The following is a 22,324-nucleotide window of genomic DNA, read 5'->3' as shown; positions in this document are numbered from 1 at the left end:
TTACATCACCGTCCGAGTCACGACACGGGTGCTTACCGGCAGCTTGGCCGCGGCCAGACGGAACGCTTCACGCGCAACGTCTTCTGACACACCTTCCATTTCGTAAAGCATCTTTCCAGGTTGAATCTGAGCAACCCAGTACTCTACAGAACCTTTACCTTTACCCATCCGCACTTCAAGAGGCTTATTGGTAATCGGCTTGTCCGGGAATACCCGGATCCAAATTTTACCGCCCCGCTTGATATGGCGGGTCATTGCACGACGGGCTGCTTCGATCTGGCGCGCAGTAATACGGCCACGACCGGTTGCTTGCAGGCCAATGGTGCCGAAAGACACCTTGCTGCCCCGCTGTGCCAGGCCACGGTTACGGCCCTTCATCACTTTCCGGAATTTGGTACGCTTCGGCTGCAACATCGTTCGTTACCCTTTAACCGCGGCCGCGCTTCTTCGCGCCCTTGGACTGCTTCTGCTCTTCCTGTACCTGCTCCATGCCACCAAGCACTTCGCCGCGGAAGATCCAGACCTTCACACCGATGGTGCCGTAAGTGGTTTCAGCACGTACGCTTGCGTAGTCGATGTCGGCACGCAAAGTATGCAGAGGCACTCGGCCTTCGCGGTACCATTCGGTACGCGCAATTTCTGCACCACCCAGACGACCGGACAGCTGAATTCGAATACCTTCAGCGCCAGACTTCATGGCGTTCTGCACCGCACGCTTCATAGCGCGACGGAACATGACTCGACGTTCCAGCTGACCGGCGACATTGTCACCTACCAGGCGGGCATCCAGGTCGGGTTTGCGCACTTCCTCGATGTTGATGTGCACAGGCACACCCATCTTGGCAGCAACATCACGACGCAGACGCTCAACGTCTTCACCTTTCTTGCCAATAACAATGCCCGGACGCGCAGTAGCAATAGTGATGCGAACGTTTTCAGAAGGACGTTCGATCTTGATACGGCTTACCGATGCACTTTTAAGGCGCTTGAAAAGATATTCACGCACTTGCAGATCGGTAACCAGGCAGTCTGAATAAGACTTCGGTCCGGCATACCAAAGCGAGTTATGCTCTTTGACAATGCCAAGGCGAATACCGACCGGATGAACTTTCTGACCCATCTGGTTACTCCTGACCTTCTGAGACTTTCACAGTAATGTGGCAAGTACGCTTGAGGATACGGTCAGCGCGGCCTTTGGCGCGCGGGCGGATCCGCTTCATCGTCATGCCTTCATCCACGAACACCGTGGACACCTTCAGCTCATCAACGTCAGCGCCGTCGTTGTTTTCCGCATTTGCAATCGCGGACTCCAGCACCTTCTTAACGATTTTTGCCGCCTTCTTCGGGCTGAATTCCAGAAGATTCAGCGCCTTCTCGACCTCCAGGCCACGGACCTGGTCGGCTACGAGGCGGGCTTTCTGAGCCGAAATTCTTGCACCGCGCAGACGGGCTGCAACTTCAGTAGCCATAACTGTCACCTTATCGCTTAGCCTTCTTGTCCACGGCATGCCCGCGGTAATTGCGGGTCAGGGCAAATTCACCCAGCTTGTGGCCAACCATGTGCTCGGAAACCATTACCGGCACATGTTGCTTGCCGTTATATACCGCAATAGTCAGGCCCACCATCTCCGGAATAATCATGGAGCGGCGAGACCAGGTTTTAATCGGCTTACGGGAGCCGGCTTCCACCGCATCTTCCACCTTGCCTAGCAGGTGGTGATCCACAAAAGGACCTTTTTTCAGTGAACGTGGCACAGCCTGAACCTCTCTCTATCCCTTACTTACGACGGTCACGCACAATCATTTTGGTCGTGCGCTTGTTTGTACGGGTCTTGTAGCCTTTGGTCGGAACACCCCAAGGTGTAACCGGATGACGGCCACCAGAGCTGCGCCCTTCACCACCACCATGCGGGTGGTCTACCGGGTTCATCGCCGCACCGCGAACGGTGGGTCGAACACCCCGCCAGCGCTTCGCGCCCGCCTTACCCAGTGAGCGCAAGCTGTGCTCACTGTTGGATACTTCACCGATTGTGGCCTTGCAGTCAGCGTGAACTTTACGCATTTCGCCGGAGCGCAAACGCAGAGTCACATACTGGCCGTCTTTTGCCAGCAGCTGCACGGAAGTCCCTGCAGAGCGAGCAATCTGACCACCTTTGCCAGGCTTCATTTCCACATTGTGGATAGTGGAACCCAGCGGAATATTACGCAGCGGAAGTGCGTTACCCAGCTTGATCGGCGCATCTTCGCCGGACTGGATACGATCTTCTGCTTTCAGGCCTTTGGGGGCCAAAATGTATCGACGCTCACCGTCCAGATACTTCACCAGCGCAATGTGCGCAGTACGGTTCGGGTCATACTCCAGGCGCTCAACAACACCAGCAATACCGTCTTTGTTACGACGGAAGTCGATAACGCGATACTTCTGCTTGTGACCACCACCTTTATGACGGGTGGTAATACGACCGTTGTTGTTACGACCACCGTTTTTCGCCTTGGCTTCCAACAGTGGCGCGTAGGGAGCACCCTTGTGCAGATCTTCGTTGACCACCTTGACTACAAAGCGGCGGCCCGGAGAAGTCGGCTTGCACTTTACAATCGCCATTATTCCTTACTCCCTTCCTTACTCTGCGCCCAGGAAGTCAATGTCCTGGCCTTCCGCGAGGGAAACATAGGCCTTCTTCCAGTCAACGCGCTTACCCGCAACGCGACCAAAGAATTTGGACTTGCCTTTCATGTTGGCGGTACGAACAGCTTCAACTTTCACTTCAAAAAGCGCTTCTACCGCTTTTTTGATTTCCAGCTTGCTCGCATCTTTAGCAACCTTGAATACGAAGGTGTTGTTCTGATCGGCTACAATCGTGGCCTTTTCAGAAACGTGCGGCGCACGCAGCACCTGCAAAATACGCTCTTGATTCATGCCAGGGCCTCCTCAAGCTTCTTCAGAGCCGGCACAGTGATCAGCACCTTCTCGAAAGCAATCAGACTTACCGGATCAACGCCCTGAGAATCGCGCACATCAACCTTCGGCAAATTACGTGAAGCCAGGAACAGGTTTTCGTCAACGTCATCAGTGACGATCAACACGCTGCTCAGCTCCATGTCTTTCAACTTGGCTGCAACCGTTTTGGTCTTGGGAGAGTCAACAGTAAACTCATCCACAACAACCAGACGTTCTTGACGCACCAGCTCAGACATAATGCACTGCAGCGCACCGCGGTACATTTTGCGGTTCACTTTCTGAGAGTGGTCACGTGGTACCGCAGCAAAAGTCTTGCCGCCGCCACGCCAGATCGGGCTACGAATCGTACCCGCACGGGCACGACCAGTACCCTTTTGACGCCACGGCTTACGACCACCACCACTCACATCGGAACGGTTTTTCTGAGCTTTGGAACCCTGACGGGCACCTGCCAGAAACGCAGTCACAACCTGATGAACCAGAGGCTCGTTAAAGTCCTTGCCGAAGGCGACTTCGGAAACGGTAACGGTACCTCCAGAGGCAGTATTGAGATTCATCCTCTATTCCTCTTTCAGGCCTTCGCCTTCACTGCCAGACGCACGATCACATCACCACCGGTAGCACCGGGGACCGCACCTTTAACCAGCAACAGATTCTTGTCAGCATCGACACGCACCACTTCCAGGTTCTGGACAGTGACACGCTCAGCACCCAGATGACCGGCCATCTTCTTGCCTTTAAACACGCGGCCCGGGGTTTGGTTCTGACCAATAGAACCCGGAGCACGATGGGACAAGGAGTTACCGTGAGTGGCGTCCTGGGTGCTGAAGTTCCAGCGCTTAACGCCGCCTGCGAACCCTTTACCCTTGGAGGAGCCAGTGACATCGATCATCTGACCTGCCTCAAACCCCTCTACAGTCACCGCGGAACCCGCCTCAAACTCACCAGCTTCAGCACGGAATTCCCAGACACCACGACCCGCCTCAACACCAGCTTTCGCGAAATGACCGGCTTGCGCCTTGGTCACGCGGCTGGCACGGCGCTCACCTACAGTTACCTGTACGGCCTGATAGCCATCTGATTCTTCGGTCTTGACCTGGGAAACCCGATTAGGGCTAACCTCAATCACAGTCACCGGAACACTGACACCTTCTTCAGTGAACACCCGGGTCATGCCGCATTTTCGACCGATCACACCAATCGCCATTGTTTACCTCTTCACAACCTGTCGGGATAAACCCGCCCGTTGTTAACCCAGGCTGATCTGCACGTCCACACCAGCAGCCAGATCCAGCTTCATCAGCGCGTCTACGGTTTTATCCGTAGGCTCGACAATATCCACCAGCCGCTTGTGGGTGCGGATCTCATACTGATCTCGCGCATCTTTGTTTACGTGCGGAGAGACCAGCACTGTAAAGCGTTCTTTACGCGTCGGCAGCGGGATTGGACCCGTTACTTGCGCGCCTGTCCGTTTGGCCGTATCCACGATCTCCTGGGCGGACTGATCAATCAGACGATGATCAAAGGCCTTGAGACGAATACGGATTCTTTGGTTAGCCATAGCTAACAAACTCCAGACCGTTTCGAGCCATAGTTTATATGGCAAAAAGCCCACTTACCTCATCGCTACAGGATAGGTGAGTGGTATCAAAACAAGCCCGGGAACAATGCCCCGGTTGGTACTGCCCGAAGGCAGGGCGCGAATATTAGCCATACCCCGGGGGTATTGCAAGGGGTATTTCGCCAAAAACCCCAAATTAACTGTAAAAGCAGTTATCGCAAAGCGACACCCGCCGCCACAGGGCCCATCAAAGCCACAACCGCGGCGCCAGCCAAGGAACAAGCCAATACTGAACCCCTTCCTGGTGGCATCCTACCGGGCTGTGACGGTACTCCTGTTTTTCCGCCCCGCCAAGCCCTGTCTTGAAAATCCGACAATTCATTGCCGAACAGGCAGCCCACTACCTTCGACTGCAGCCACCACAAGCGCGAACAACACCAGGCCGCATCCACACAGCCTCACACACCGTTCAGCACGCCACAGTGAAGCCGTCAGACCGCTCACAGCCCCAACCTTCAGCAGCCCGAAAGACACCTTTGGCAACAACATAAAATCGCAGGCAAAAAAAGGGCCGCCGAAGCGACCCTTTTTCATCACCGTAAAACTTACTCGGTGATTTTAGCTACCACGCCGGCGCCAACGGTACGGCCACCTTCGCGAATCGCGAAGCGCAGGCCGTCTTCCATGGCGATCGGAGCGATCAGCTCAACGTCCATCTGCACGTTATCGCCCGGCATTACCATTTCGGTACCTTCCGGCAGAGTACATGCACCTGTCACGTCAGTCGTACGGAAGTAAAACTGCGGACGGTAACCGTTGAAGAACGGAGTGTGACGACCACCTTCGTCTTTGCTCAGGACATATACCTCAGCAACGAACTTGGTGTGCGGCTTGATGGAGCCCGGCTTGGCCAGTACCTGACCACGCTCAACTTCATCACGCTTGGTACCACGCAGCAGAACACCAACGTTCTCACCAGCACGACCTTCGTCCAGCAGCTTGCGGAACATCTCAACACCGGTACAGGTGGTCTTGGTGGTGTCGTGGATACCCACGATTTCCAGCTCTTCACCAACCTTGATGATGCCACGCTCTACACGGCCGGTTACCACGGTACCGCGACCGGAGATGGAGAATACGTCTTCGATCGGCATCAGGAACGGCTGATCAACGGCACGCTCCGGCTCCGGGATGTACTCGTCCAGGCACTCAACCAGCTTCTGCACGGCAGGCATACCGATTTCGCTGGTATCGCCTTCCAGTGCCTTCAGGGCAGAACCCTTGATGATCGGCGTGTCGTCACCCGGGAAGTCGTAGTCGCTCAGCAGCTCACGTACCTCCATTTCTACCAGCTCGAGCAGCTCTTCATCGTCAACCATGTCCGCTTTGTTCAGGAACACAACGATGAAAGGCACGCCAACCTGACGGGACAGCAGGATGTGCTCACGCGTCTGCGGCATGGGGCCGTCAGCTGCGGAACAAACCAGGATTGCGCCGTCCATCTGCGCGGCACCGGTGATCATGTTTTTCACATAATCAGCGTGACCGGGGCAGTCTACGTGGGCGTAGTGACGAGTCGGAGAATCGTACTCTACGTGTGAGGTCGCGATGGTAATACCACGCTCACGCTCTTCCGGGGCATTATCAATACCATCGAAAGCAATGGCGCTACCGCCCCAGACTTCTGCACACACGCGTGTCAGCGCGGCGGTCAGGGTGGTTTTACCATGGTCAACGTGACCGATGGTGCCTACGTTTACGTGCGGTTTATTACGTTCAAACTTTTCCTTTGCCACGGCTCTATACCCTTAACAAATTAACCGTAAATTTAAGATTTCTTGCCGCTGATGACTTCATCAGCGATATTCTTCGGTGCCTCAGCGTACTTCAGGAACTCCATGGAGTAACTGGCACGGCCCTGAGACATGGAACGCAGATCAGTAGCGTAACCGAACATTTCAGACAAAGGCACCTCGGCACGAATAATCTTGCCGGCCATGGTGTCTTCCATGCCCTGAACGATACCACGGCGACGGTTCAAGTCACCCATCACGTCACCCATGTAGTCTTCCGGGGTTACCGCTTCCACCTTCATCATCGGCTCAAGCAGTACCGCACCGGCTTCCTTCGCTGCGTTCTTCACAGCCAAGGCGCCCGCCATACGGAAAGCGTTTTCGTTGGAATCCACCTCATGGTAGGAACCATCGTACAGAGTCGCTTTCACGCCCAGAATCGGGTAGCCCGCCAGCACACCGGCCTGCAGCTGCTCGTCGATACCCTTCTGCACCGCGCCAAAGTATTCCTTCGGTACGGAACCACCGTGAATCTGCTCCTCGAACTGGAACTCTTCATCACGATCGATAGGCTCAAACTTGACCTTAACGTGACCGTATTGACCACGACCACCGGACTGCTTCACGAACTTGCCATCCACGTCCGCAGCGCGGGTGAAGGTTTCGCGGTATGCCACCTGCGGCGCACCGATGTTCGCTTCCACCTTGAATTCACGCTTCATACGATCCACGAGAATATCCAGGTGCAGCTCACCCATGCCAGAGATAATGGTCTGGCCGGTTTCTTCGTCGGTCTTCACACGGAAAGACGGATCTTCCTGCGCCAGACGGCCCAGCGCCAGACCCATTTTTTCCTGGTCTGCCTTGGACTTGGGCTCCACAGCAACGGAAATTACCGGATCCGGGAATTCCATACGCTCGAGAACGATCGGGCTCTTCATGTCGCACAGAGTGTCACCGGTGGTGACGTCCTTCATGCCAACACAGGCCGCAATGTCACCCGCCAGTACTTCCTTGATCTCTTCACGGCTGTTTGCGTGCATCTGCAGCAAACGCCCCACACGCTCTTTCTTCTCGCGTACGGAGTTCATCACGCTGTCACCGGAATTCAGCACACCGGAGTAGACACGAATAAAGGTCAGAGAGCCGACAAACGGGTCGGTAGCGATCTTGAATGCCAGCGCAGAGAACGGCTCATCGTCTGAAGACTTACGCGCTTCAACGGTTTCGCCATCCGGCAGCACACCCTGGATGGCTTTTACTTCATCCGGGGCCGGCAGGAATTCGATCACTGCGTCGAGCAGCGCCTGAACGCCCTTGTTTTTAAACGCGGAACCACACAGGCCGAGAACGATTTCGTTGGCCAGAACCTGCTGACGCAGACCCGCCTTGATATCGTCATTGGAAAGGTCACCTTCTTCCAGGTACTTTTCCATCAGCTCTTCAGAGCCCTCTGCTGCCGCTTCCGTCATTTGTTCACGGAGCTCGTCACAACGCGCCTTGATGTCGTCCGGGATGTCCTTCTCTTCGTAGGTCATCCCCATGTCGTCTTCGCTCCAGTAGATAGCCTTCATCCGGATCAAATCGACGACACCCTTGAAGTTGTCTTCCGCACCGATGTTGTACTGAATCGGCACAACGGAAGCACCCAGACGCTTGCGAATCTGGTTACAAACGGAGTCAAAATCTGCGCCAGCGCGGTCCATCTTGTTGACGAACACGATACGCGGGACTTCATATTTGTTGGCCTGGCGCCATACAGTCTCGGACTGCGGCTCAACGCCGGAAGAACCACAGAACACCACCACGGCACCATCGAGTACACGCAAGGAACGCTCTACTTCAATAGTGAAGTCAACGTGCCCGGGGGTATCAATGATGTTGATACGGTGCTGATCATACTGCTGGTCCATACCCTGCCAGAAAGTGGTGGTCGCAGCGGAGGTAATGGTAATACCACGCTCCTGTTCCTGCTCCATCCAGTCCATGGTGGCAGCACCGTCGTGCACCTCACCAATTTTGTGAGACACACCGGTGTAGAAAAGAATACGCTCGGTAGTAGTGGTCTTGCCCGCATCTACGTGCGCACAGATACCGATGTTGCGATAGCGATTAAGAGGAGTCTTACGAGCCACGGTGCTAACCTCGATTCACTGGTTCAAATACAAAAACCGGCCTGTACACAGGCCGGTTTCACTCGCTTGCCTTCTGCCTTAGAAGCGGAAGTGGGAGAAGGCCTTGTTGGCCTCGGCCATACGATGCACGTCTTCACGTTTCTTCATCGCAGCGCCTTTGCCTTCAGCGGCATCCATCACTTCGCCGGCCAGACGAGCAGGCATGCTCTTCTCACCACGCTTACGGGCAGCATCTACCAACCAGCGCATTGCCAAAGCAGTACGGCGGCTGGGACGAACCTCAACAGGAACCTGGTAAGTCGCACCACCAACACGGCGGCTCTTTACCTCGACGGCAGGACGGATATTGTCCAGCGCCTTTTCGAACGTCTCCAGGGAATCAAGCCCTTTACGCTCGGTGATAATATCCAGCGCACCGTAAACAATACGCTCGGATACAGATTTCTTACCACTAACCATTACATGGTTCATGAACTTGGCCAGAATCTGGCTTCCAAACTTCGGATCCGGCAGGATCTCCCGTTTGGCGACAACGCGACGTCTTGGCATCGGATGTGTTCCTCTAACATTCCCGCTTTGGGCGGGGAAAGCTTCAGGTGACTCCGGAACGGCATGCCGTCCGGACCTTACTCATCCCTCCGCAGCCACACGGGCTACGGCATTCAGAAAAGGTAGCTAGGTATTACTTCGGACGCTTGGCGCCATACTTGGAGCGACGCTGCTTGCGGTCCTGCACGCCTGCCGTATCCAGGGTGCCACGTACGGTGTGGTAGCGAACACCGGGAAGGTCTTTTACACGACCGCCACGGATCAACACTACGGAGTGCTCCTGCAGGTTATGCCCTTCACCACCAATGTAGGAAGAGACTTCATAACCGTTGGTCAGACGCACACGACACACTTTACGCAGCGCGGAGTTAGGCTTCTTCGGAGTAGTGGTATACACCCGAGTGCAAACGCCGCGACGCTGGGGGCAGCCCTGCAGGGCTACGGAGTCGCTCTTTTCTACCTTGCTTTTGCGCGGCTTGCGCACCAGCTGGTTTACAGTTGCCATGAAACTACTGCCTCACGCTTACAGTTCTGTGACAAAAACCGTCAGTTTACGGCCCATGCCACCCAATTACCGCCCATGAAACCATGGGGGGCAGCGATTGTAGGGAGCCTCCGGCATCCCGTCAAGGCGCCGGAGAATCTCTACGGTTGCCCCCGAAGGGGCGAAATGGCACCAGCCACTTGTGCGGGTGCCATTATCGGGTCAAGAAAACGCCCGCACTACTCGTCGGAGGAGCTAAGCGCCTCGGACAGAGCCGCTTCCACCTCGTCCATGGTCGGCGCTTCCGGCCCGCGTGCGTCAGCACGCTGGCGGCGGCGATCCATGTGGTAGGCATAGCCGGTACCGGCCGGGATCAGACGACCCACAACCACGTTTTCTTTCAGGCCACGCAGATCGTCCTCCTTGCCGGTTACCGCCGCTTCGGTGAGAACGCGGGTAGTTTCCTGGAAAGACGCCGCAGAGATGAAGGACTCGGTTGCCAGGGAAGCCTTGGTGATACCCAACAACAGACGCTGGTATTGCGGCAGCATCTTGTCTTCGGCTTTCAGACGGTCGATCTCTTCCATAACGCGGGCATATTCTGCCTGCTCACCCTTGATGAAGTGAGACTCGCCCACTTCCAGGATCTCTACTTTGCGCAGCATCTGGCGGATGATCGTTTCAATGTGCTTGTCATTGATCTTCACACCCTGCAGGCGGTAAACCTCCTGCACTTCGTTAACGATGTAACGGGCCAGCTCGGACTCACCTTTCAGGCGCAGGATATCGTGGGGGTTCAGCGGCCCATCGGAAACCACCTCGCCCTTCTCAACCCGCTCACCTTCAAACACGTTGAGCTGACGCCACTTGGGAATCAGTTCTTCGTAGTTGTCATCACTGTTATCCGGAGTGATCACCAGGCGAACCTTGCCTTTGGTTTCTTTACCGAAGGACACGGTACCGGTCTTTTCAGCCAGGATTGCCGCTTCTTTCGGGTTCCGTGCTTCGAACAAGTCAGCAACACGGGGCAGACCACCGGTGATGTCACGGGTCTTGGAGGATTCCTGCGGAATCCGCGCAATCACGTCACCCACACCGATGTTGGCGCCATCCTTCAGGCCACACAGCGCGCCGCCCGGCAGGAAGTACTGAGCCGGCATGTCAGTGTTAGGCATGACAATAGGCTTGCCCTTGCCATCCAGCACCCGGATAACCGGACGCATATCCTTACCCGCAGAAGGACGGTTCTGGGAACCGAGCACTTCGATATTGGTCAGGCCGGTCAGCTCGTCGGTCTGGTGGTTTACGGTGATACCTTCTTCCATATCACCGAACTGCACCTTACCTTCCACTTCCGCGATGATCGGGTGTGTGTGCGGGTCCCAGGTTGCAACAACCTGACCACCGCCAACTTCGTCACCTTCGTTCACGGTCACAGTGGCACCGTAGGGCAGCTTGTAACGCTCACGCTCACGGCCGATCTCATCAGCCACCGCCAGATCCGCAGAACGGGAAACGATGACCAGACCGTCCTTGTGCTGCACGTGCTTGGCATTGTGGAAACGCACCTTGCCGCCGTGCTTGATCTGAATGCTGGACACCGCAGATGCCCGGCTAGCCGCACCACCAATGTGGAAGGTACGCATGGTCAGCTGGGTACCCGGCTCACCAATGGACTGTGCCGCGATAACACCGACAGCCTCGCCCACGTTGACCTGATGGCCACGGGCCAGATCACGACCGTAACAGGTGGCACACACGCCCCAGCGAGTCGCACAGGTAATCGGCGAGCGCACCAGCACTTCGTCCACACCCATGGTTTCCAGCTGCTCAACCCAAACCTCATCCAGCAGGGTGCCGGCTTCCACCGCCACTTCGTCCTGTTTCAGCGGGTTCATCACATCACGGGCAACCACACGACCGAGAACACGTTCACGCAGCGGCTCTACCACGTCACCACCTTCGATCAGCGGCGTCATCAGCAGGCCTTCCTCTGTGCCACAATCGATATGATTGATCACCAGATCCTGCGCCACATCCACCAGACGACGTGTCAGGTAACCGGAGTTCGCCGTTTTCAGTGCGGTATCCGCCAGACCTTTACGTGCACCGTGAGTAGAGATGAAGTACTGGAGTACGTTCAGGCCTTCACGGAAGTTACTGGTAATCGGCGTTTCGATAATGGAGCCATCCGGCTTCGCCATCAGACCACGCATACCGGCCAGCTGACGAATCTGGGCGGCGGAACCCCGCGCCCCGGAATCGGCCATCATGAAGATGGAGTTGAAAGAGCCCTGCTCTTCGTCCTTGCCGTCGCGGTTCTTGACCACTTCAACCCGGAGGTTTTCCATCATCGCCTTGGCGATCTGGTCATTGGTCCGCGCCCAGATATCCACGACCTTGTTGTAACGCTCGCCGCGGGTTACCAGACCGGAAGCGAACTGCTCCTCGATCTCGCGCACTTCCTCTTCGGCAGCGTCGATCATGGTGTACTTGGCATCCGGAATCACCATGTCTTCCACACCAATGGAAGAACCGGACAGCGTCGCTTCGCGGAAGCCCAGGTACATCAGCTGGTCAGCGAAGATACAGGTCTCTTTGGTGCCCAGAATCCGGTAGCAGGTATTCAGCAGCTTGGAGATGGCCTTCTTGGTCATGTTCTGGTTGACCATATCGAAGCCCAGACCCGCCGGCACGATATCCCACAGCTTACAACGGCCGGGGGTGGTGTCGGCGATGAAGGTACGCTCTTCCACGTTACCTTCCAGGTCTTTCACCACTTCATGCACTCGCACTTTAACGCGGGCATGAATGTGCACCTGCTTGTTACCCAGCGCACGCATCACTTCCTTGGTGTCGGCAAACACCTGGCCTTCACCCTGTGCATTCACACGGTCACGGCTGATGTAGTACAGACCCAAGACCACGTCCTGGGTAGGACCGATAATCGGTTCACCGTTGGCCGGGGACAGGATGTTGTTGGTGGACATCATCAGCGCACGGGCTTCGAGCTGGGCTTCCAGGGTCAGCGGTACGTGTACCGCCATCTGGTCACCATCGAAGTCGGCGTTGAATGCCGCACACACCAGCGGGTGCAGCTGGATGGCTTTACCTTCAATCAGTACCGGCTCGAACGCCTGGATACCCAGACGGTGAAGGGTCGGCGCCCGGTTCAACATCACCGGGTGTTCGCGAATCACTTCGGCGAGGATATCCCACACCTCGGCAGTTTCGCGCTCGACCATCTTCTTGGCCGCCTTGATGGTGGTCGCCAGACCACGCCCTTCCAGCTTGGCAAAGATAAACGGCTTGAACAGTTCCAGCGCCATCTTCTTGGGCAGGCCACACTCGTGCAGCTTGAGAGTCGGACCAACCACGATCACGGAACGACCGGAGTAATCGACTCGCTTGCCCAACAGGTTCTGACGGAAGCGACCCTGCTTACCCTTGATCATGTCGGCCAGGGATTTCAGGGGACGCTTGTTGGAACCGGTAATGGCGCGGCCACGACGGCCGTTATCGAGCAGCGCATCCACAGATTCCTGCAGCATACGCTTTTCGTTACGCACGATGATGTCCGGCGCACTCAGGTCCAGCAAACGCTTGAGGCGGTTGTTCCGGTTGATCACCCGGCGATACAGATCGTTCAGGTCGGAGGTCGCAAAACGGCCACCGTCCAGTGGTACCAGCGGACGCAGATCCGGCGGCAGAACCGGCAGAACGGTCAGAATCATCCACTCAGGCGCGTTACCGGAATCCTTGAAGGCTTCCATCAGCTTGAGACGCTTGGACAGCTTCTTCAGCTTGGTGTCGGAGTTAGTGGATTCCACTTCCTCACGCAGGATCTTGATCTCTTCAACCAGATCCAGCTCCATCAGCAGCTGCTGTACGGCTTCGGCACCCATCTTGGCTTCGAATTCGTCACCGAACTCTTCCAGCGAATCGAAATACTCTTCGTCGGTAAGCAGCTGCCCACGCTCCAGCGTGGTCATGCCCGGCTCGGTCACGACAAAGGATTCGAAGTACAAAACCCGCTCGATATCACGCAGGGTCATGTCCAGCATCAGACCGATACGTGACGGCAGTGACTTCAGGAACCAGATGTGAGCAGTGGGGCTGGCCAGCTCGATATGGCCCATGCGCTCACGACGCACCTTGGACAGGGTGACTTCAACGCCACACTTTTCACAGATTACGCCACGATGCTTCAAACGCTTGTACTTACCGCACAGGCATTCGTAGTCCTTGATCGGACCAAAGATTCGCGCACAAAACAGACCATCACGCTCAGGCTTGAACGTGCGGTAGTTAATGGTCTCAGGCTTTTTCACTTCGCCAAAAGACCAGGAGCGGATCAGATCCGGCGGCGCAAGCGCGATGCGGATCTTGTCGAACTCCGTGACTTGTCCCTGACTTTTGAGCAAATTCAGCAAGTCTTTCAAGGCCAGTCCTCCGTAGTGAGCTTTCGCTCTAGATTCTTTCCTAAACCCGGGTAACAGTGGCGCCGTCTGCTAACAGACAGCGCCCACTGCCTCAGTCGTTTTCCAGCTCGATATTGATACCGAGAGAACGAATTTCCTTCAGCAACACGTTGAAGGATTCCGGCATACCCGGATCCATGCGGTGATCACCATCCACGATGTTCTTGTACACGCGGGTACGGCCATTCACGTCATCGGATTTCACAGTGAGCATTTCCTGCAAGGTGTAAGCGGCGCCATAAGCTTCCAGCGCCCACACTTCCATCTCACCGAAACGCTGACCACCGAACTGCGCCTTACCACCCAGCGGCTGCTGGGTAACCAGGCTGTAGGAACCGGTGGAACGCGCATGCATCTTGTCGTCCACCAGGTGGTTCAACTTGAGCATGTACATGTAGCCCACGGTCACCTTGCGGTCAAAGGCTTCACCGGTACGGCCATCCCACAGCTGCACCTGACCGGAGCGGTCGTGTCCAGCCAGTTCCAGCAGCTCCTTGATCTCGAACTCTTTGGCGCCGTCGAATACAGCCGTCGCCATGGGCACGCCGCCCACCAGGTTCTTGGCCAGGTCGATGATTTCGTCATCGCTGAAGCTGTCCAGATCTTCCGGTGTGCCACCGGCACCCGCCTGGTTGTAGATCTTGTCGAGGAAGACACGAATGTCCGCAATCTTCTTCTGCTCGGCCAGCATTTCGCCGATCCGTTCACCAAGACCTTTCGCAGCCCAACCCAGGTGGGTTTCCAGGATCTGCCCCACGTTCATACGGGACGGTACACCCAGCGGGTTCAACACCACATCCACCGGCACGCCGTTCTCGTCATGCGGCATATCTTCTTCAGGCATGATTACGGAAATCACACCCTTGTTGCCGTGACGGCCGGCCATCTTGTCACCGGGCTGAATACGACGCTTGATTGCCAGGTAAACCTTGACCACTTTCAGGACGCCGTGAGCCAGATCATCACCACCGGAGATCTTGGCCTGCTTGTCCTTGTAGCGCTCGTCCTGCTCTTTCTTGTGCTGCTCCAGATACTGCTGGGCACGCTCAAGTTGCTCGGCCACATCATCGTCAGCCGGACGCAGTTCGAACCACTTCTCGGCATCCAGGCCGTCCAGAACGTCACCGGTCAACTCTGCGCCGCGCTTGAAGCCCGCACCACCGTTAACCTTCTTGCCCACCATTACGGTGCGCAGACGCTCAAGAATATCCTGCTCGAGAATACGGTACTCGTCTTTCAGATCCTTGCGGAACTGCTCCAGGGCAGCCTGCTCGATCTGACGAGCGCGCTCGTCTTTCTCAACACCATCGCGGGTAAAGACCTGTACATCGATGATAGTGCCCTTAACGCCGGAAGATACGCGCTGAGAGGTGTCCTTCACGTCGGAGGCTTTCTCACCGAAGATCGCACGCAACAGCTTCTCTTCAGGGGTCAGCTGGGTTTCGCCTTTCGGCGTTACCTTGCCCACCAGAATGTCGCCGGCTTCCACTTCTGCACCGATGTAGACAATGCCGGACTCATCCAGTTTGGACAGCGCCGCTTCGCCCACATTGGGGATATCCGCAGTAATCTCTTCCGGACCCAACTTGGTATCACGGGCGATACAGGTCAGTTCCTGAATGTGGATGGAGGTGAAACGATCATCCTTCACCACCTTCTCGGAGATAAGGATGGAATCCTCGAAGTTGTAGCCATTCCACGGCATGAAGGCCACGCGCATGTTCTGGCCCAGGGCCAATTCGCCCATGTCCACAGAAGGACCGTCAGCCATGATATCGCGGGCAGCAACCCGATCACCCACCTTCACCAGCGGACGCTGGTTGATGCAGGTGTTCTGGTTGGAGCGGGTGTATTTGGTCAGGTTGTAGATATCAACACCGGCCTCACCTTCACTCACTTCACTGTCATTAACCTTAACGATAATCCGTGATGCATCGACCTTGTCGACGATACCGCCACGGGTGGCGACCACACAGACGCCGGAGTCACGGGCAACGTGACGCTCGAAGCCAGTACCCACCAGCGGCTTGTCAGCACGCAGGGTCGGCACAGCCTGACGCTGCATGTTCGAGCCCATCAAGGCCCGGTTCGCATCATCGTGCTCGAGGAACGGGATCAGCGACGCCGCCACGGATACCACCTGACGAGGAGAGACATCCATATGGGTAATGGTGTCGCGCTCCATCACGGTAAATTCGTAACGGTGACGCACGGTAACGAAGTCTTCCTCGAAACCACCGTCTTCTGTCATTTTCGCGTCCACCTGTGCGATTACGCACTCAGCTTCTTCGATCGCAGACAGGTATTCGATTTCTTCACTGACCTTGCCGTCAATCACTTTCAGGTACGGAGACTCGAGGAAGCCGTACTCGTTGGCGCGGGCATAGGTGGCCAGAGAGTTGATCAGACCGATGTTCGGACCTTCAGGGGTCTCGATCGGACACACACGACCGTAGTGAGTCGGGTGTACGTCACGCACCTCAAAGCCGGCACGCTCACGGGTCAGACCACCCGGGCCCAACGCGGAGACACGACGCTTGTGCGTAATCTCGGACAGCGGGTTGTTCTGGTCCATAAACTGGGACAGCTGGGAAGAGCCAAAGAACTCTTTCACGGCAGCAGCCACCGGCTTGGAATTGATCAGATCCTGCGGCATCAGGCCTTCGGATTCGGCCAGGCTCAGACGCTCCTTGACCGCACGCTCAACACGCACCAGACCCACACGGAACTGGTTCTCGGCCATTTCACCCACGGAACGCACACGACGGTTACCCAGGTGATCGATGTCATCGACCACGCCGTTACCGTTGCGGATATCCACCAGGGTTCTCAGCACTTCAATGATGTCAGAGGTTTCGCCGCCCATCTGTTCGAAGTACTGCTTGCCTTCCTCATCGGAGCGGGCGCTGAAGTAACGGCCGTCATAAAGGATGCCAGGACCGGTCTCATCTTCACGACCGAGACGACGGTTGAACTTCATCCGGCCAACACCGGACAGGTCGTAACGCTCATCGGTGAAGAACAGGTTCTTGAACAGGTTCTCAGCCGCTTCCTTGGTCGGCGGCTCACCCGGGCGCATCATGCGGTAGATTTCGACCAATGCCTCAAGCGGCGTACGGGTCGGATCAGCGCGCAGGGTATCGGCCATGAACGGGCCGTTATCCAGATCGTTGGTATAGAGTGTTTCAAAGTCGGCAATGCCGCCTTGCTCCAGCTTCTCCAGCGTTTCCGCTGTCAGCTCGGTATTACACTCCACCAGAATCTCGCCGGTGTCCTGGTCGATGATCGACTTGGCCAGGTATTTGCCCTGCAGGTATTCAGCCGGGATTTCCAGGTATTCAATGTTGGCTTTTTCCAACTGGCGAATGTGGCGCGCGGTAATACGACGACCACGTTCAACCACGACTTCACCGTCAGCCAGGATATCGAAGGTCGCGGTTTCACCACGCAGACGCTCCGGCACCAGCTTCATACGGTAAATGCCGTCTTCTACTGCGATTTCATTGGTGTCGAAGAACATCTCCAACACTTCGTCGGAGGTGTAACCCAACGCACGCAGCAGGATGGTCGCCGGCAATTTGCGGCGACGGTCGATCCGCACAAAGACCTGGTCTTTGGGATCGAATTCGAAGTCCAGCCAGGAACCACGGTAAGGAATCACCCGGGCAGAATAGAGCAGCTTGCCGGAAGAGTGAGTCTTGCCTTTATCGTGGTCGAAGAACACACCGGGAGACCGGTGCAGCTGGGACACGATTACACGCTCGGTACCATTGATAACGAAGGTACCATTTTCGGTCATCAGGGGAATTTCACCCATGTAGACCTGTTGTTCACGAATATCCTTGATCGCCCCGGATGATTCACGATCGTAAATCACCAGACGAATACGCACACGCAATGGCGCCGCGTAGGTAGTACCGCGAATGATGCATTCTTTTACATCAAAAACGGGTTTGCCGAACTCGTAGCCGGCATACTCCAGCGCTGCATTTCCTGAATAACTGGCGATCGGAAATACCGATCGGAAAGCGGCTTCCAGACCTTCTTCCAGGCGTTCTTCTGCGCTCTTATCCTGCTGCAGGAATTTACGGTAAGAATCGAGCTGTATCGCCAGGAGATAAGGCACTTCCATAACTTTCGGAAGCTTGCCGAAATCTTTGCGGATCCGCTTTTTCTCAGTGAATGAGTATGCCATCTGCGTTCCTCAGCTGTTGACCTATCACCCTGTGGTGATATTTCTGCATGAAACCCTTCATACAGAAACGACAAAAGGCTGGCAGCCAAAAAGCTGCCAGCCGGCGCCTTTCCGCGAAACCGCGGAAAGACATAGCGCTAACGCGCTTACTTGAGCTCGGCAGTACCGCCAGCCTCTTCGATCTTTTTCTTGATCTCTTCGGCTTCGTCTTTGGCAGCGCCTTCCTTAACAGGAGCAGGAGCGCCTTCAACCAGCTCTTTGGCTTCTTTCAGACCCAGGCCAGTCACTTCACGGACAGCCTTGATCACGCCAACTTTCTTGTCACCGAAACCGGTCAGAACAACGTCAAACTCGGTTTGCTCTTCAGCGGCAGCAGCTTCACCACCAGCGGCTGCAGGAGCAGCAGCAACAGCGGCAGCGGCGGTAACGCCGAACTTCTCTTCCATGGCCTCGATCAGTTCAACGAGGTCCATAACACTCATATCGGCGATAGCGCCGAGGATATCTTCTTTGGAAACGGCCATTTTCAATCTCCTAAATCACCACTTTGGTGATCCGATTGGATCGGGTAGTTACGCAACCTGAAAAATCAGGCAGCACTCTGTTTCTGGTCCTTGACTGCAGCAACCGTGCGAACAAATTTGCCGGGCACCTCGTTGAGGGTACGAACAAACTTGGCCACCGGGGCCTGCATAACGGACATGAGCTGAGAAATTGCTTCGTCGCGAGTCGGCAACTTGGCGAGGATATCGATATCCTGCGCACCATAAGTTACGCCACCCACGGCCAGAGCTTTTACTTCCAGCGCGTCATGGTCTTTGGCGAAATCCTTGATGAGGCGAGCAGCAGCGCCCGGATCATCCTGGGAAAAAGCCAAAACAGTGGGGCCAACCAGTGCATCGTTCAGACACTCAAATTCAGTGTCTTTCACGGCGAACTTCGCCAGCGTGTTCCGTACTACTTTCAGGTACACGCCAGTTTCACGGGCCTTACTACGCAACTCAGTCATCTGAGAAACAGTGAGACCACGATAGTCAGCAACCACAGCAGACAGCGCTTCAGTAGCAACAGCATTAACCGAAGCAACAATCGCTCGTTTGTCCTCCAGATTCAAAGGCATGATGTACCTCCTGGATTCACAAACATTAACCGTCAAAATCGACTGCAATCTGATTTCGAGGCGGTCGCCAGAGCCGGTTTCCCGGCTATTATCGCGGAGCCACAACCTGAGCAAATCAGGAAACAACTACCGCGCCTGCGCAGGCGGTTACCCCTTAATTCCGGCGGCTTACTTACCTCATAAAGGCAGACACCAAAACACACCGAAAACCTGCGGTCTTTGACGCCCCGGCGTCGCTCACTGCATGAGACGCGCCGCCGGGATCAAAGCCCTTTTGATCCTGCCTTGCGGCAGGATCGAAACTTCTTACATCGCCAGGGATGCCGGGTCGATGGACAGACCGGGACCCATGGTGGTGGACAAGGTAACCTTCTTGAAGAAAGTCCCTTTAGCGGAAGATGGCTTGGCCTTTTTCAGGTCAGCGATCAACGCTTCCACATTTTCCTTGATGGCGCTGGAGTCGAAACCCACCTGGCCGACGGTGCAATGAATAATCCCGCCTTTATCGGTACGGTAACGCACCTGACCACCCTTGGCGTTTTTAACCGCCTGGGCAACATCAGGAGTCACGGTGCCAACTTTCGGGTTCGGCATCAGACCGCGGGGACCCAGAATGGTGCCCAGCTTGCCGACAACGCGCATGGCGTCCGGGGATGCAATCACAACGTCAAAGTCGAGCTCGCCCGCCTGAACCTTCTCGGCCAGATCGTCAAAACCGACAACGTCTGCACCCGCTTCTTTGGCTTCTTCAGCCTTGGCGCCCTGAGCAAACACGGCAACACGGACAGTCTTGCCAGTACCGTGAGGCAGAACAGAAGCACCACGAACGTTCTGGTCGGATTTACGTGGGTCAACACCCAGGTTTACCGCCACGTCCACAGACTCTTTGAATTTCACGGCAGAAAGCTCAGCCAGCAGTGCGACAGCTTCCTCAACCGGGTACAGCTTACCCGCTTCAACCTTCTCGCGGATGGCACGGTTACGCTTAGACAGTTTAGCCATTGGTTAACCCTCCACATCCAGGCCCATGGAACGGGCAGAACCCGCGATAGTGCGCACAGCGGCATCCAGATCCGCAGCGGTCAGATCCGGCTCTTTAGCCTTGGCGATCTCTTCCAGCTGCGCGCGGGTTACCTTGCCCACTTTCTTGGTGTTCGGCTCACCGGAACCGCTTTTGATGCCAGCCGCTTTCTTCAGCAGGTAAGCCGCCGGCGGCGTCTTCATGGTGAAGGTAAAGGAGCGATCGTTGTAAACGGTGATCACGACCGGAACCGGCGCACCGGCATCCAGCTGCTGAGTCTGGGCGTTGAACGCCTTACAGAACTCCATGATGTTCACACCGTGCTGACCCAGAGCAGGACCAACCGGCGGTGACGGGTTAGCCTGACCCGCTGCAACCTGCAGCTTGATGTAGGCTTGTACTTTCTTCGCCATTTTAAGACTCCTTGGGTGCAAACGCCGCGCCTATGGCGGGCTCCCCTCAGGTTGTCAAAACGCCCCGGCCGCCTTTCAGCGACCAGGGCACCTAATTTAAACGCTGCTTCCAATCAGGTTTTTTCGACCTGACCGAACTCCAGCTCAACCGGTGTGGACCGACCGAAGATCATCACAGCCACCTGCAGGCGGCTCTTCTCGTAATTCACTTCTTCGATCACACCATTGAAGTCAGCGAAAGGACCGTCGTTAACACGAACCACTTCACCCGCTTCAAACAATGTCTTCGGCTTCGGCTTCTCAACTGCATCATCCATACGACGCAGAATGGCATCCGCCTCTTTCTGGGTAATGGGCGAAACACGACCCGGATTTTTCGGATCTTCACCAATGAAACCCATCACTTTCGGGGTTTCCTTGATCAGGTGCCAGGAGTCATCACACATCTCCATTTGCACCAGAACATAACCCGGAAAGAACTTGCGCTCGGATTTGCGTTTCTGGCCACCCTTGATCTCCACCACTTCCTCAGTGGGAACCAGAATTTCGCCAAAAAGCTCTTCCATAGAACGTAATTTAACGCGCTCCTCAAGAGCACGTTTTACGTATTTCTCGAAACCTGAATAGGCGTGTACTACGTACCAGCGCTTTGCCATGCTTACCCCTTAGCCAATAACCCAGGACATGAGCCCACCGAGAATCCAGTCGAGCACAAACAGCAACAGGGCCACAATCACAACAAAGACCAGAACAATCAGCGTAGTCTGCAAGGTTTCCTGACGCGTCGGCCACACAATCTTGCGAAGCTCGACCAGAGAATCCTTACGCAACTGGTTGAACGCTTTGCCCTGCTCAGTTTGCAGAGCAACAAACACCGCCACCAGAGAAACAGCAACGACACCGATCACCCGATACAGGGTTGCCTGGTCGGAGAAATAGCTATTGCCCACTACGGCCGCAGCAACAAACCCCACAACCAACAACCACTTCACCGCCTCAAAGGCGGCAGAGCCGGAACGCGCTTCTGTTTTCTCGCTCATCTGACGATGCACCCCACCACCTGAGTGGCAGTTTTGGGAAAATTGGCAGGCCAGGAGGGACTCGAACCCCCAACAGCCGGTTTTGGAGACCGGTGCTCTACCAATTGAACTACTGGCCTGTAACTCTTTAAACCTGAAATAAAACAGGGTGGCGGGCCGGCGTCTGGCATGTAGACGCCCTGGCCCGACGCCAGGGCGTCTTCTTTACCGAAGACAAGAAATATTTCGGCCTCACCGCCACCTTCTCCTTTGAAGGCGAAACTATCCGCCTGCTGGTTCCGACCACCTTCATGAACCGCGGTGGTCAGGCAACCGCCGCACTGGTAAATTTCTTCCCGATTCCCGTTACGCAGATGCTGATTGCTCACGACGAGCTCGACCTGCCCCCCGGCTGTGCCCGCTTCAACCAAGGCGGCGGCCACGGAGGCCACAATGGTCTGCGCGACATCATCAGCCGACATGGCAACAGCCGCGACTTTTACCGGCTACGCGTGGGCATCCGCCACCCCGGCTCTGCAGACCGGGTTACCCCCCACGTGCTGAACAAACCCTCCAAAGCCGACCGGGACCTGA

At 55.9% G+C, this 22,324-nt stretch carries 22 protein-coding genes and 1 tRNA gene; 1 reads left to right on the top strand and 22 read right to left on the bottom strand.

Annotated elements, in window-relative coordinates; translation table 11 throughout:
* From rplP to ADG881_RS13485, 22 genes are all read right to left on the bottom strand, one after another.
* The gene (gene rplP, locus ADG881_RS13590) at positions 1-414 is read right to left on the bottom strand and encodes a 50S ribosomal protein L16 (RefSeq protein WP_007150407.1); all 414 of its coding nucleotides are present in this window, start codon (positions 412-414) and stop codon (positions 1-3) included.
* A gap of 13 nt (positions 415-427) precedes the next feature.
* Positions 428-1,120, bottom strand: coding sequence for a 30S ribosomal protein S3 (gene rpsC, locus ADG881_RS13585; protein ID WP_007149325.1), 693 nt, complete (start codon positions 1,118-1,120; stop codon positions 428-430).
* 4 nt (positions 1,121-1,124) lie between these two features.
* Positions 1,125-1,469, bottom strand: coding sequence for a 50S ribosomal protein L22 (gene rplV, locus ADG881_RS13580; RefSeq protein WP_007149326.1), 345 nt, complete (start codon positions 1,467-1,469; stop codon positions 1,125-1,127).
* A 10-nt stretch (positions 1,470-1,479) separates the two neighbouring features.
* On the bottom strand, positions 1,480-1,755 hold the full coding sequence (rpsS, locus tag ADG881_RS13575) for a 30S ribosomal protein S19 (RefSeq protein WP_007151633.1): 276 nt from the start codon (positions 1,753-1,755) through the stop codon (positions 1,480-1,482).
* A gap of 22 nt (positions 1,756-1,777) precedes the next feature.
* Entirely contained in the window at positions 1,778-2,602 is an 825-nt protein-coding gene (rplB, locus tag ADG881_RS13570; RefSeq protein ID WP_011587693.1) for a 50S ribosomal protein L2, read from the bottom strand.
* 18 nt (positions 2,603-2,620) lie between these two features.
* A complete protein-coding gene (gene rplW / locus ADG881_RS13565; RefSeq protein WP_007150124.1) occupies positions 2,621-2,917 on the bottom strand; it encodes a 50S ribosomal protein L23 in 297 nt (98 codons plus the stop codon).
* Entirely contained in the window at positions 2,914-3,516 is a 603-nt protein-coding gene (gene rplD / locus ADG881_RS13560; RefSeq protein WP_007150728.1) for a 50S ribosomal protein L4, read from the bottom strand. Before rplD ends, rplW begins: the two co-directional genes overlap by 4 nt.
* A gap of 14 nt (positions 3,517-3,530) precedes the next feature.
* Complete coding sequence (rplC, locus tag ADG881_RS13555) at positions 3,531-4,166, bottom strand: 50S ribosomal protein L3 (RefSeq protein ID WP_007149479.1); 636 nt, start codon at positions 4,164-4,166, stop codon at positions 3,531-3,533.
* Between the two features lie 42 nt (positions 4,167-4,208).
* On the bottom strand, positions 4,209-4,520 hold the full coding sequence (rpsJ, locus tag ADG881_RS13550; protein WP_007148458.1) for a 30S ribosomal protein S10: 312 nt from the start codon (positions 4,518-4,520) through the stop codon (positions 4,209-4,211).
* Positions 4,521-5,125: 605 nt separating this feature from the next.
* Positions 5,126-6,316 carry an elongation factor Tu gene (tuf, locus tag ADG881_RS13545; protein WP_007151164.1) on the bottom strand — a complete coding sequence of 397 codons (1,191 nt, stop codon included), beginning with the start codon at positions 6,314-6,316 and terminating at the stop codon, positions 5,126-5,128.
* 32 nt (positions 6,317-6,348) lie between these two features.
* A complete protein-coding gene (gene fusA / locus ADG881_RS13540; protein WP_007148612.1) occupies positions 6,349-8,448 on the bottom strand; it encodes an elongation factor G in 2,100 nt (699 codons plus the stop codon).
* Positions 8,449-8,526: 78 nt separating this feature from the next.
* Positions 8,527-8,997: a 30S ribosomal protein S7 gene (gene rpsG, locus ADG881_RS13535; protein WP_011587676.1), complete on the bottom strand. Its 471-nt coding sequence runs from the start codon at positions 8,995-8,997 to the stop codon at positions 8,527-8,529.
* 133 nt (positions 8,998-9,130) lie between these two features.
* On the bottom strand, positions 9,131-9,502 hold the full coding sequence (gene rpsL, locus ADG881_RS13530) for a 30S ribosomal protein S12 (protein WP_011587675.1): 372 nt from the start codon (positions 9,500-9,502) through the stop codon (positions 9,131-9,133).
* 218 nt (positions 9,503-9,720) lie between these two features.
* The gene (rpoC, locus tag ADG881_RS13525; RefSeq protein WP_007150244.1) at positions 9,721-13,923 is read right to left on the bottom strand and encodes a DNA-directed RNA polymerase subunit beta'; all 4,203 of its coding nucleotides are present in this window, start codon (positions 13,921-13,923) and stop codon (positions 9,721-9,723) included.
* Between the two features lie 91 nt (positions 13,924-14,014).
* Positions 14,015-18,157 carry a DNA-directed RNA polymerase subunit beta gene (gene rpoB / locus ADG881_RS13520; RefSeq protein WP_007148802.1) on the bottom strand — a complete coding sequence of 1,381 codons (4,143 nt, stop codon included), beginning with the start codon at positions 18,155-18,157 and terminating at the stop codon, positions 14,015-14,017.
* Between the two features lie 146 nt (positions 18,158-18,303).
* Positions 18,304-18,681, bottom strand: a complete 378-nt coding sequence (gene rplL, locus ADG881_RS13515; RefSeq protein ID WP_007149799.1) for a 50S ribosomal protein L7/L12 — start codon at positions 18,679-18,681, stop codon at positions 18,304-18,306.
* A gap of 65 nt (positions 18,682-18,746) precedes the next feature.
* Positions 18,747-19,277 (bottom strand): 50S ribosomal protein L10, encoded by a 531-nt coding sequence (rplJ, locus tag ADG881_RS13510; RefSeq protein ID WP_007148782.1) that lies wholly within the window; start codon positions 19,275-19,277, stop codon positions 18,747-18,749.
* A 306-nt stretch (positions 19,278-19,583) separates the two neighbouring features.
* Positions 19,584-20,279, bottom strand: a complete 696-nt coding sequence (gene rplA, locus ADG881_RS13505) for a 50S ribosomal protein L1 (RefSeq protein ID WP_007150884.1) — start codon at positions 20,277-20,279, stop codon at positions 19,584-19,586.
* A 3-nt stretch (positions 20,280-20,282) separates the two neighbouring features.
* Entirely contained in the window at positions 20,283-20,711 is a 429-nt protein-coding gene (rplK, locus tag ADG881_RS13500; protein WP_007148611.1) for a 50S ribosomal protein L11, read from the bottom strand.
* 113 nt (positions 20,712-20,824) lie between these two features.
* The gene (gene nusG, locus ADG881_RS13495; RefSeq protein ID WP_039926800.1) at positions 20,825-21,367 is read right to left on the bottom strand and encodes a transcription termination/antitermination protein NusG; all 543 of its coding nucleotides are present in this window, start codon (positions 21,365-21,367) and stop codon (positions 20,825-20,827) included.
* 9 nt (positions 21,368-21,376) lie between these two features.
* Positions 21,377-21,751: a preprotein translocase subunit SecE gene (secE, locus tag ADG881_RS13490; protein WP_007150146.1), complete on the bottom strand. Its 375-nt coding sequence runs from the start codon at positions 21,749-21,751 to the stop codon at positions 21,377-21,379.
* Positions 21,752-21,794: 43 nt separating this feature from the next.
* Positions 21,795-21,870, bottom strand: a tRNA-Trp gene (locus tag ADG881_RS13485).
* Between the two features lie 60 nt (positions 21,871-21,930).
* Between ADG881_RS13485 and pth the strand changes: the two genes are divergently transcribed.
* Positions 21,931-22,324: aminoacyl-tRNA hydrolase (gene pth, locus ADG881_RS13480; RefSeq protein ID WP_232211771.1), on the top strand; the 394-nt coding region annotated here is incomplete at its 3' end.

This window comes from Alcanivorax sp. DG881 (assembly GCF_000155615.1).
Taxonomy (GTDB): domain Bacteria; phylum Pseudomonadota; class Gammaproteobacteria; order Pseudomonadales; family Alcanivoracaceae; genus Alcanivorax.
The sequence above is the reverse complement of the archived record's forward strand: the minus strand, read 5'-3'. Positions and strand labels throughout refer to the sequence as shown.

Excerpts from the sequence above, each read along its gene's own strand:
- rpsC (WP_007149325.1), bottom strand. The coding sequence starts at position 1,120 with ATGGGTCAGAAAGTTCATCCGGTCGGTATTCGCCTTGGCATTGTCAAA.
- rplL (WP_007149799.1), bottom strand. The coding sequence starts at position 18,681 with ATGGCCGTTTCCAAAGAAGATATCCTCGGCGCTATCGCCGATATGAGT.
- secE (WP_007150146.1), bottom strand. The coding sequence starts at position 21,751 with ATGAGCGAGAAAACAGAAGCGCGTTCCGGCTCTGCCGCCTTTGAGGCG.
- rpsJ (WP_007148458.1), bottom strand. The coding sequence starts at position 4,520 with ATGGCTAACCAAAGAATCCGTATTCGTCTCAAGGCCTTTGATCATCGT.
- rplA (WP_007150884.1), bottom strand. The coding sequence starts at position 20,279 with ATGGCTAAACTGTCTAAGCGTAACCGTGCCATCCGCGAGAAGGTTGAA.
- rpoB (WP_007148802.1), bottom strand. The coding sequence starts at position 18,157 with ATGGCATACTCATTCACTGAGAAAAAGCGGATCCGCAAAGATTTCGGC.
- rplW (WP_007150124.1), bottom strand. The coding sequence starts at position 2,917 with ATGAATCAAGAGCGTATTTTGCAGGTGCTGCGTGCGCCGCACGTTTCT.
- rplP (WP_007150407.1), bottom strand. The coding sequence starts at position 414 with ATGTTGCAGCCGAAGCGTACCAAATTCCGGAAAGTGATGAAGGGCCGT.
- rplK (WP_007148611.1), bottom strand. The coding sequence starts at position 20,711 with ATGGCGAAGAAAGTACAAGCCTACATCAAGCTGCAGGTTGCAGCGGGT.
- rplC (WP_007149479.1), bottom strand. The coding sequence starts at position 4,166 with ATGGCGATTGGTGTGATCGGTCGAAAATGCGGCATGACCCGGGTGTTC.
- rplB (WP_011587693.1), bottom strand. The coding sequence starts at position 2,602 with ATGGCGATTGTAAAGTGCAAGCCGACTTCTCCGGGCCGCCGCTTTGTA.
- nusG (WP_039926800.1), bottom strand. The coding sequence starts at position 21,367 with ATGGCAAAGCGCTGGTACGTAGTACACGCCTATTCAGGTTTCGAGAAA.
- rplD (WP_007150728.1), bottom strand. The coding sequence starts at position 3,516 with ATGAATCTCAATACTGCCTCTGGAGGTACCGTTACCGTTTCCGAAGTC.
- rpsL (WP_011587675.1), bottom strand. The coding sequence starts at position 9,502 with ATGGCAACTGTAAACCAGCTGGTGCGCAAGCCGCGCAAAAGCAAGGTA.
- rplJ (WP_007148782.1), bottom strand. The coding sequence starts at position 19,277 with ATGCCTTTGAATCTGGAGGACAAACGAGCGATTGTTGCTTCGGTTAAT.
- rpsG (WP_011587676.1), bottom strand. The coding sequence starts at position 8,997 with ATGCCAAGACGTCGCGTTGTCGCCAAACGGGAGATCCTGCCGGATCCG.
- rplV (WP_007149326.1), bottom strand. The coding sequence starts at position 1,469 with ATGGCTACTGAAGTTGCAGCCCGTCTGCGCGGTGCAAGAATTTCGGCT.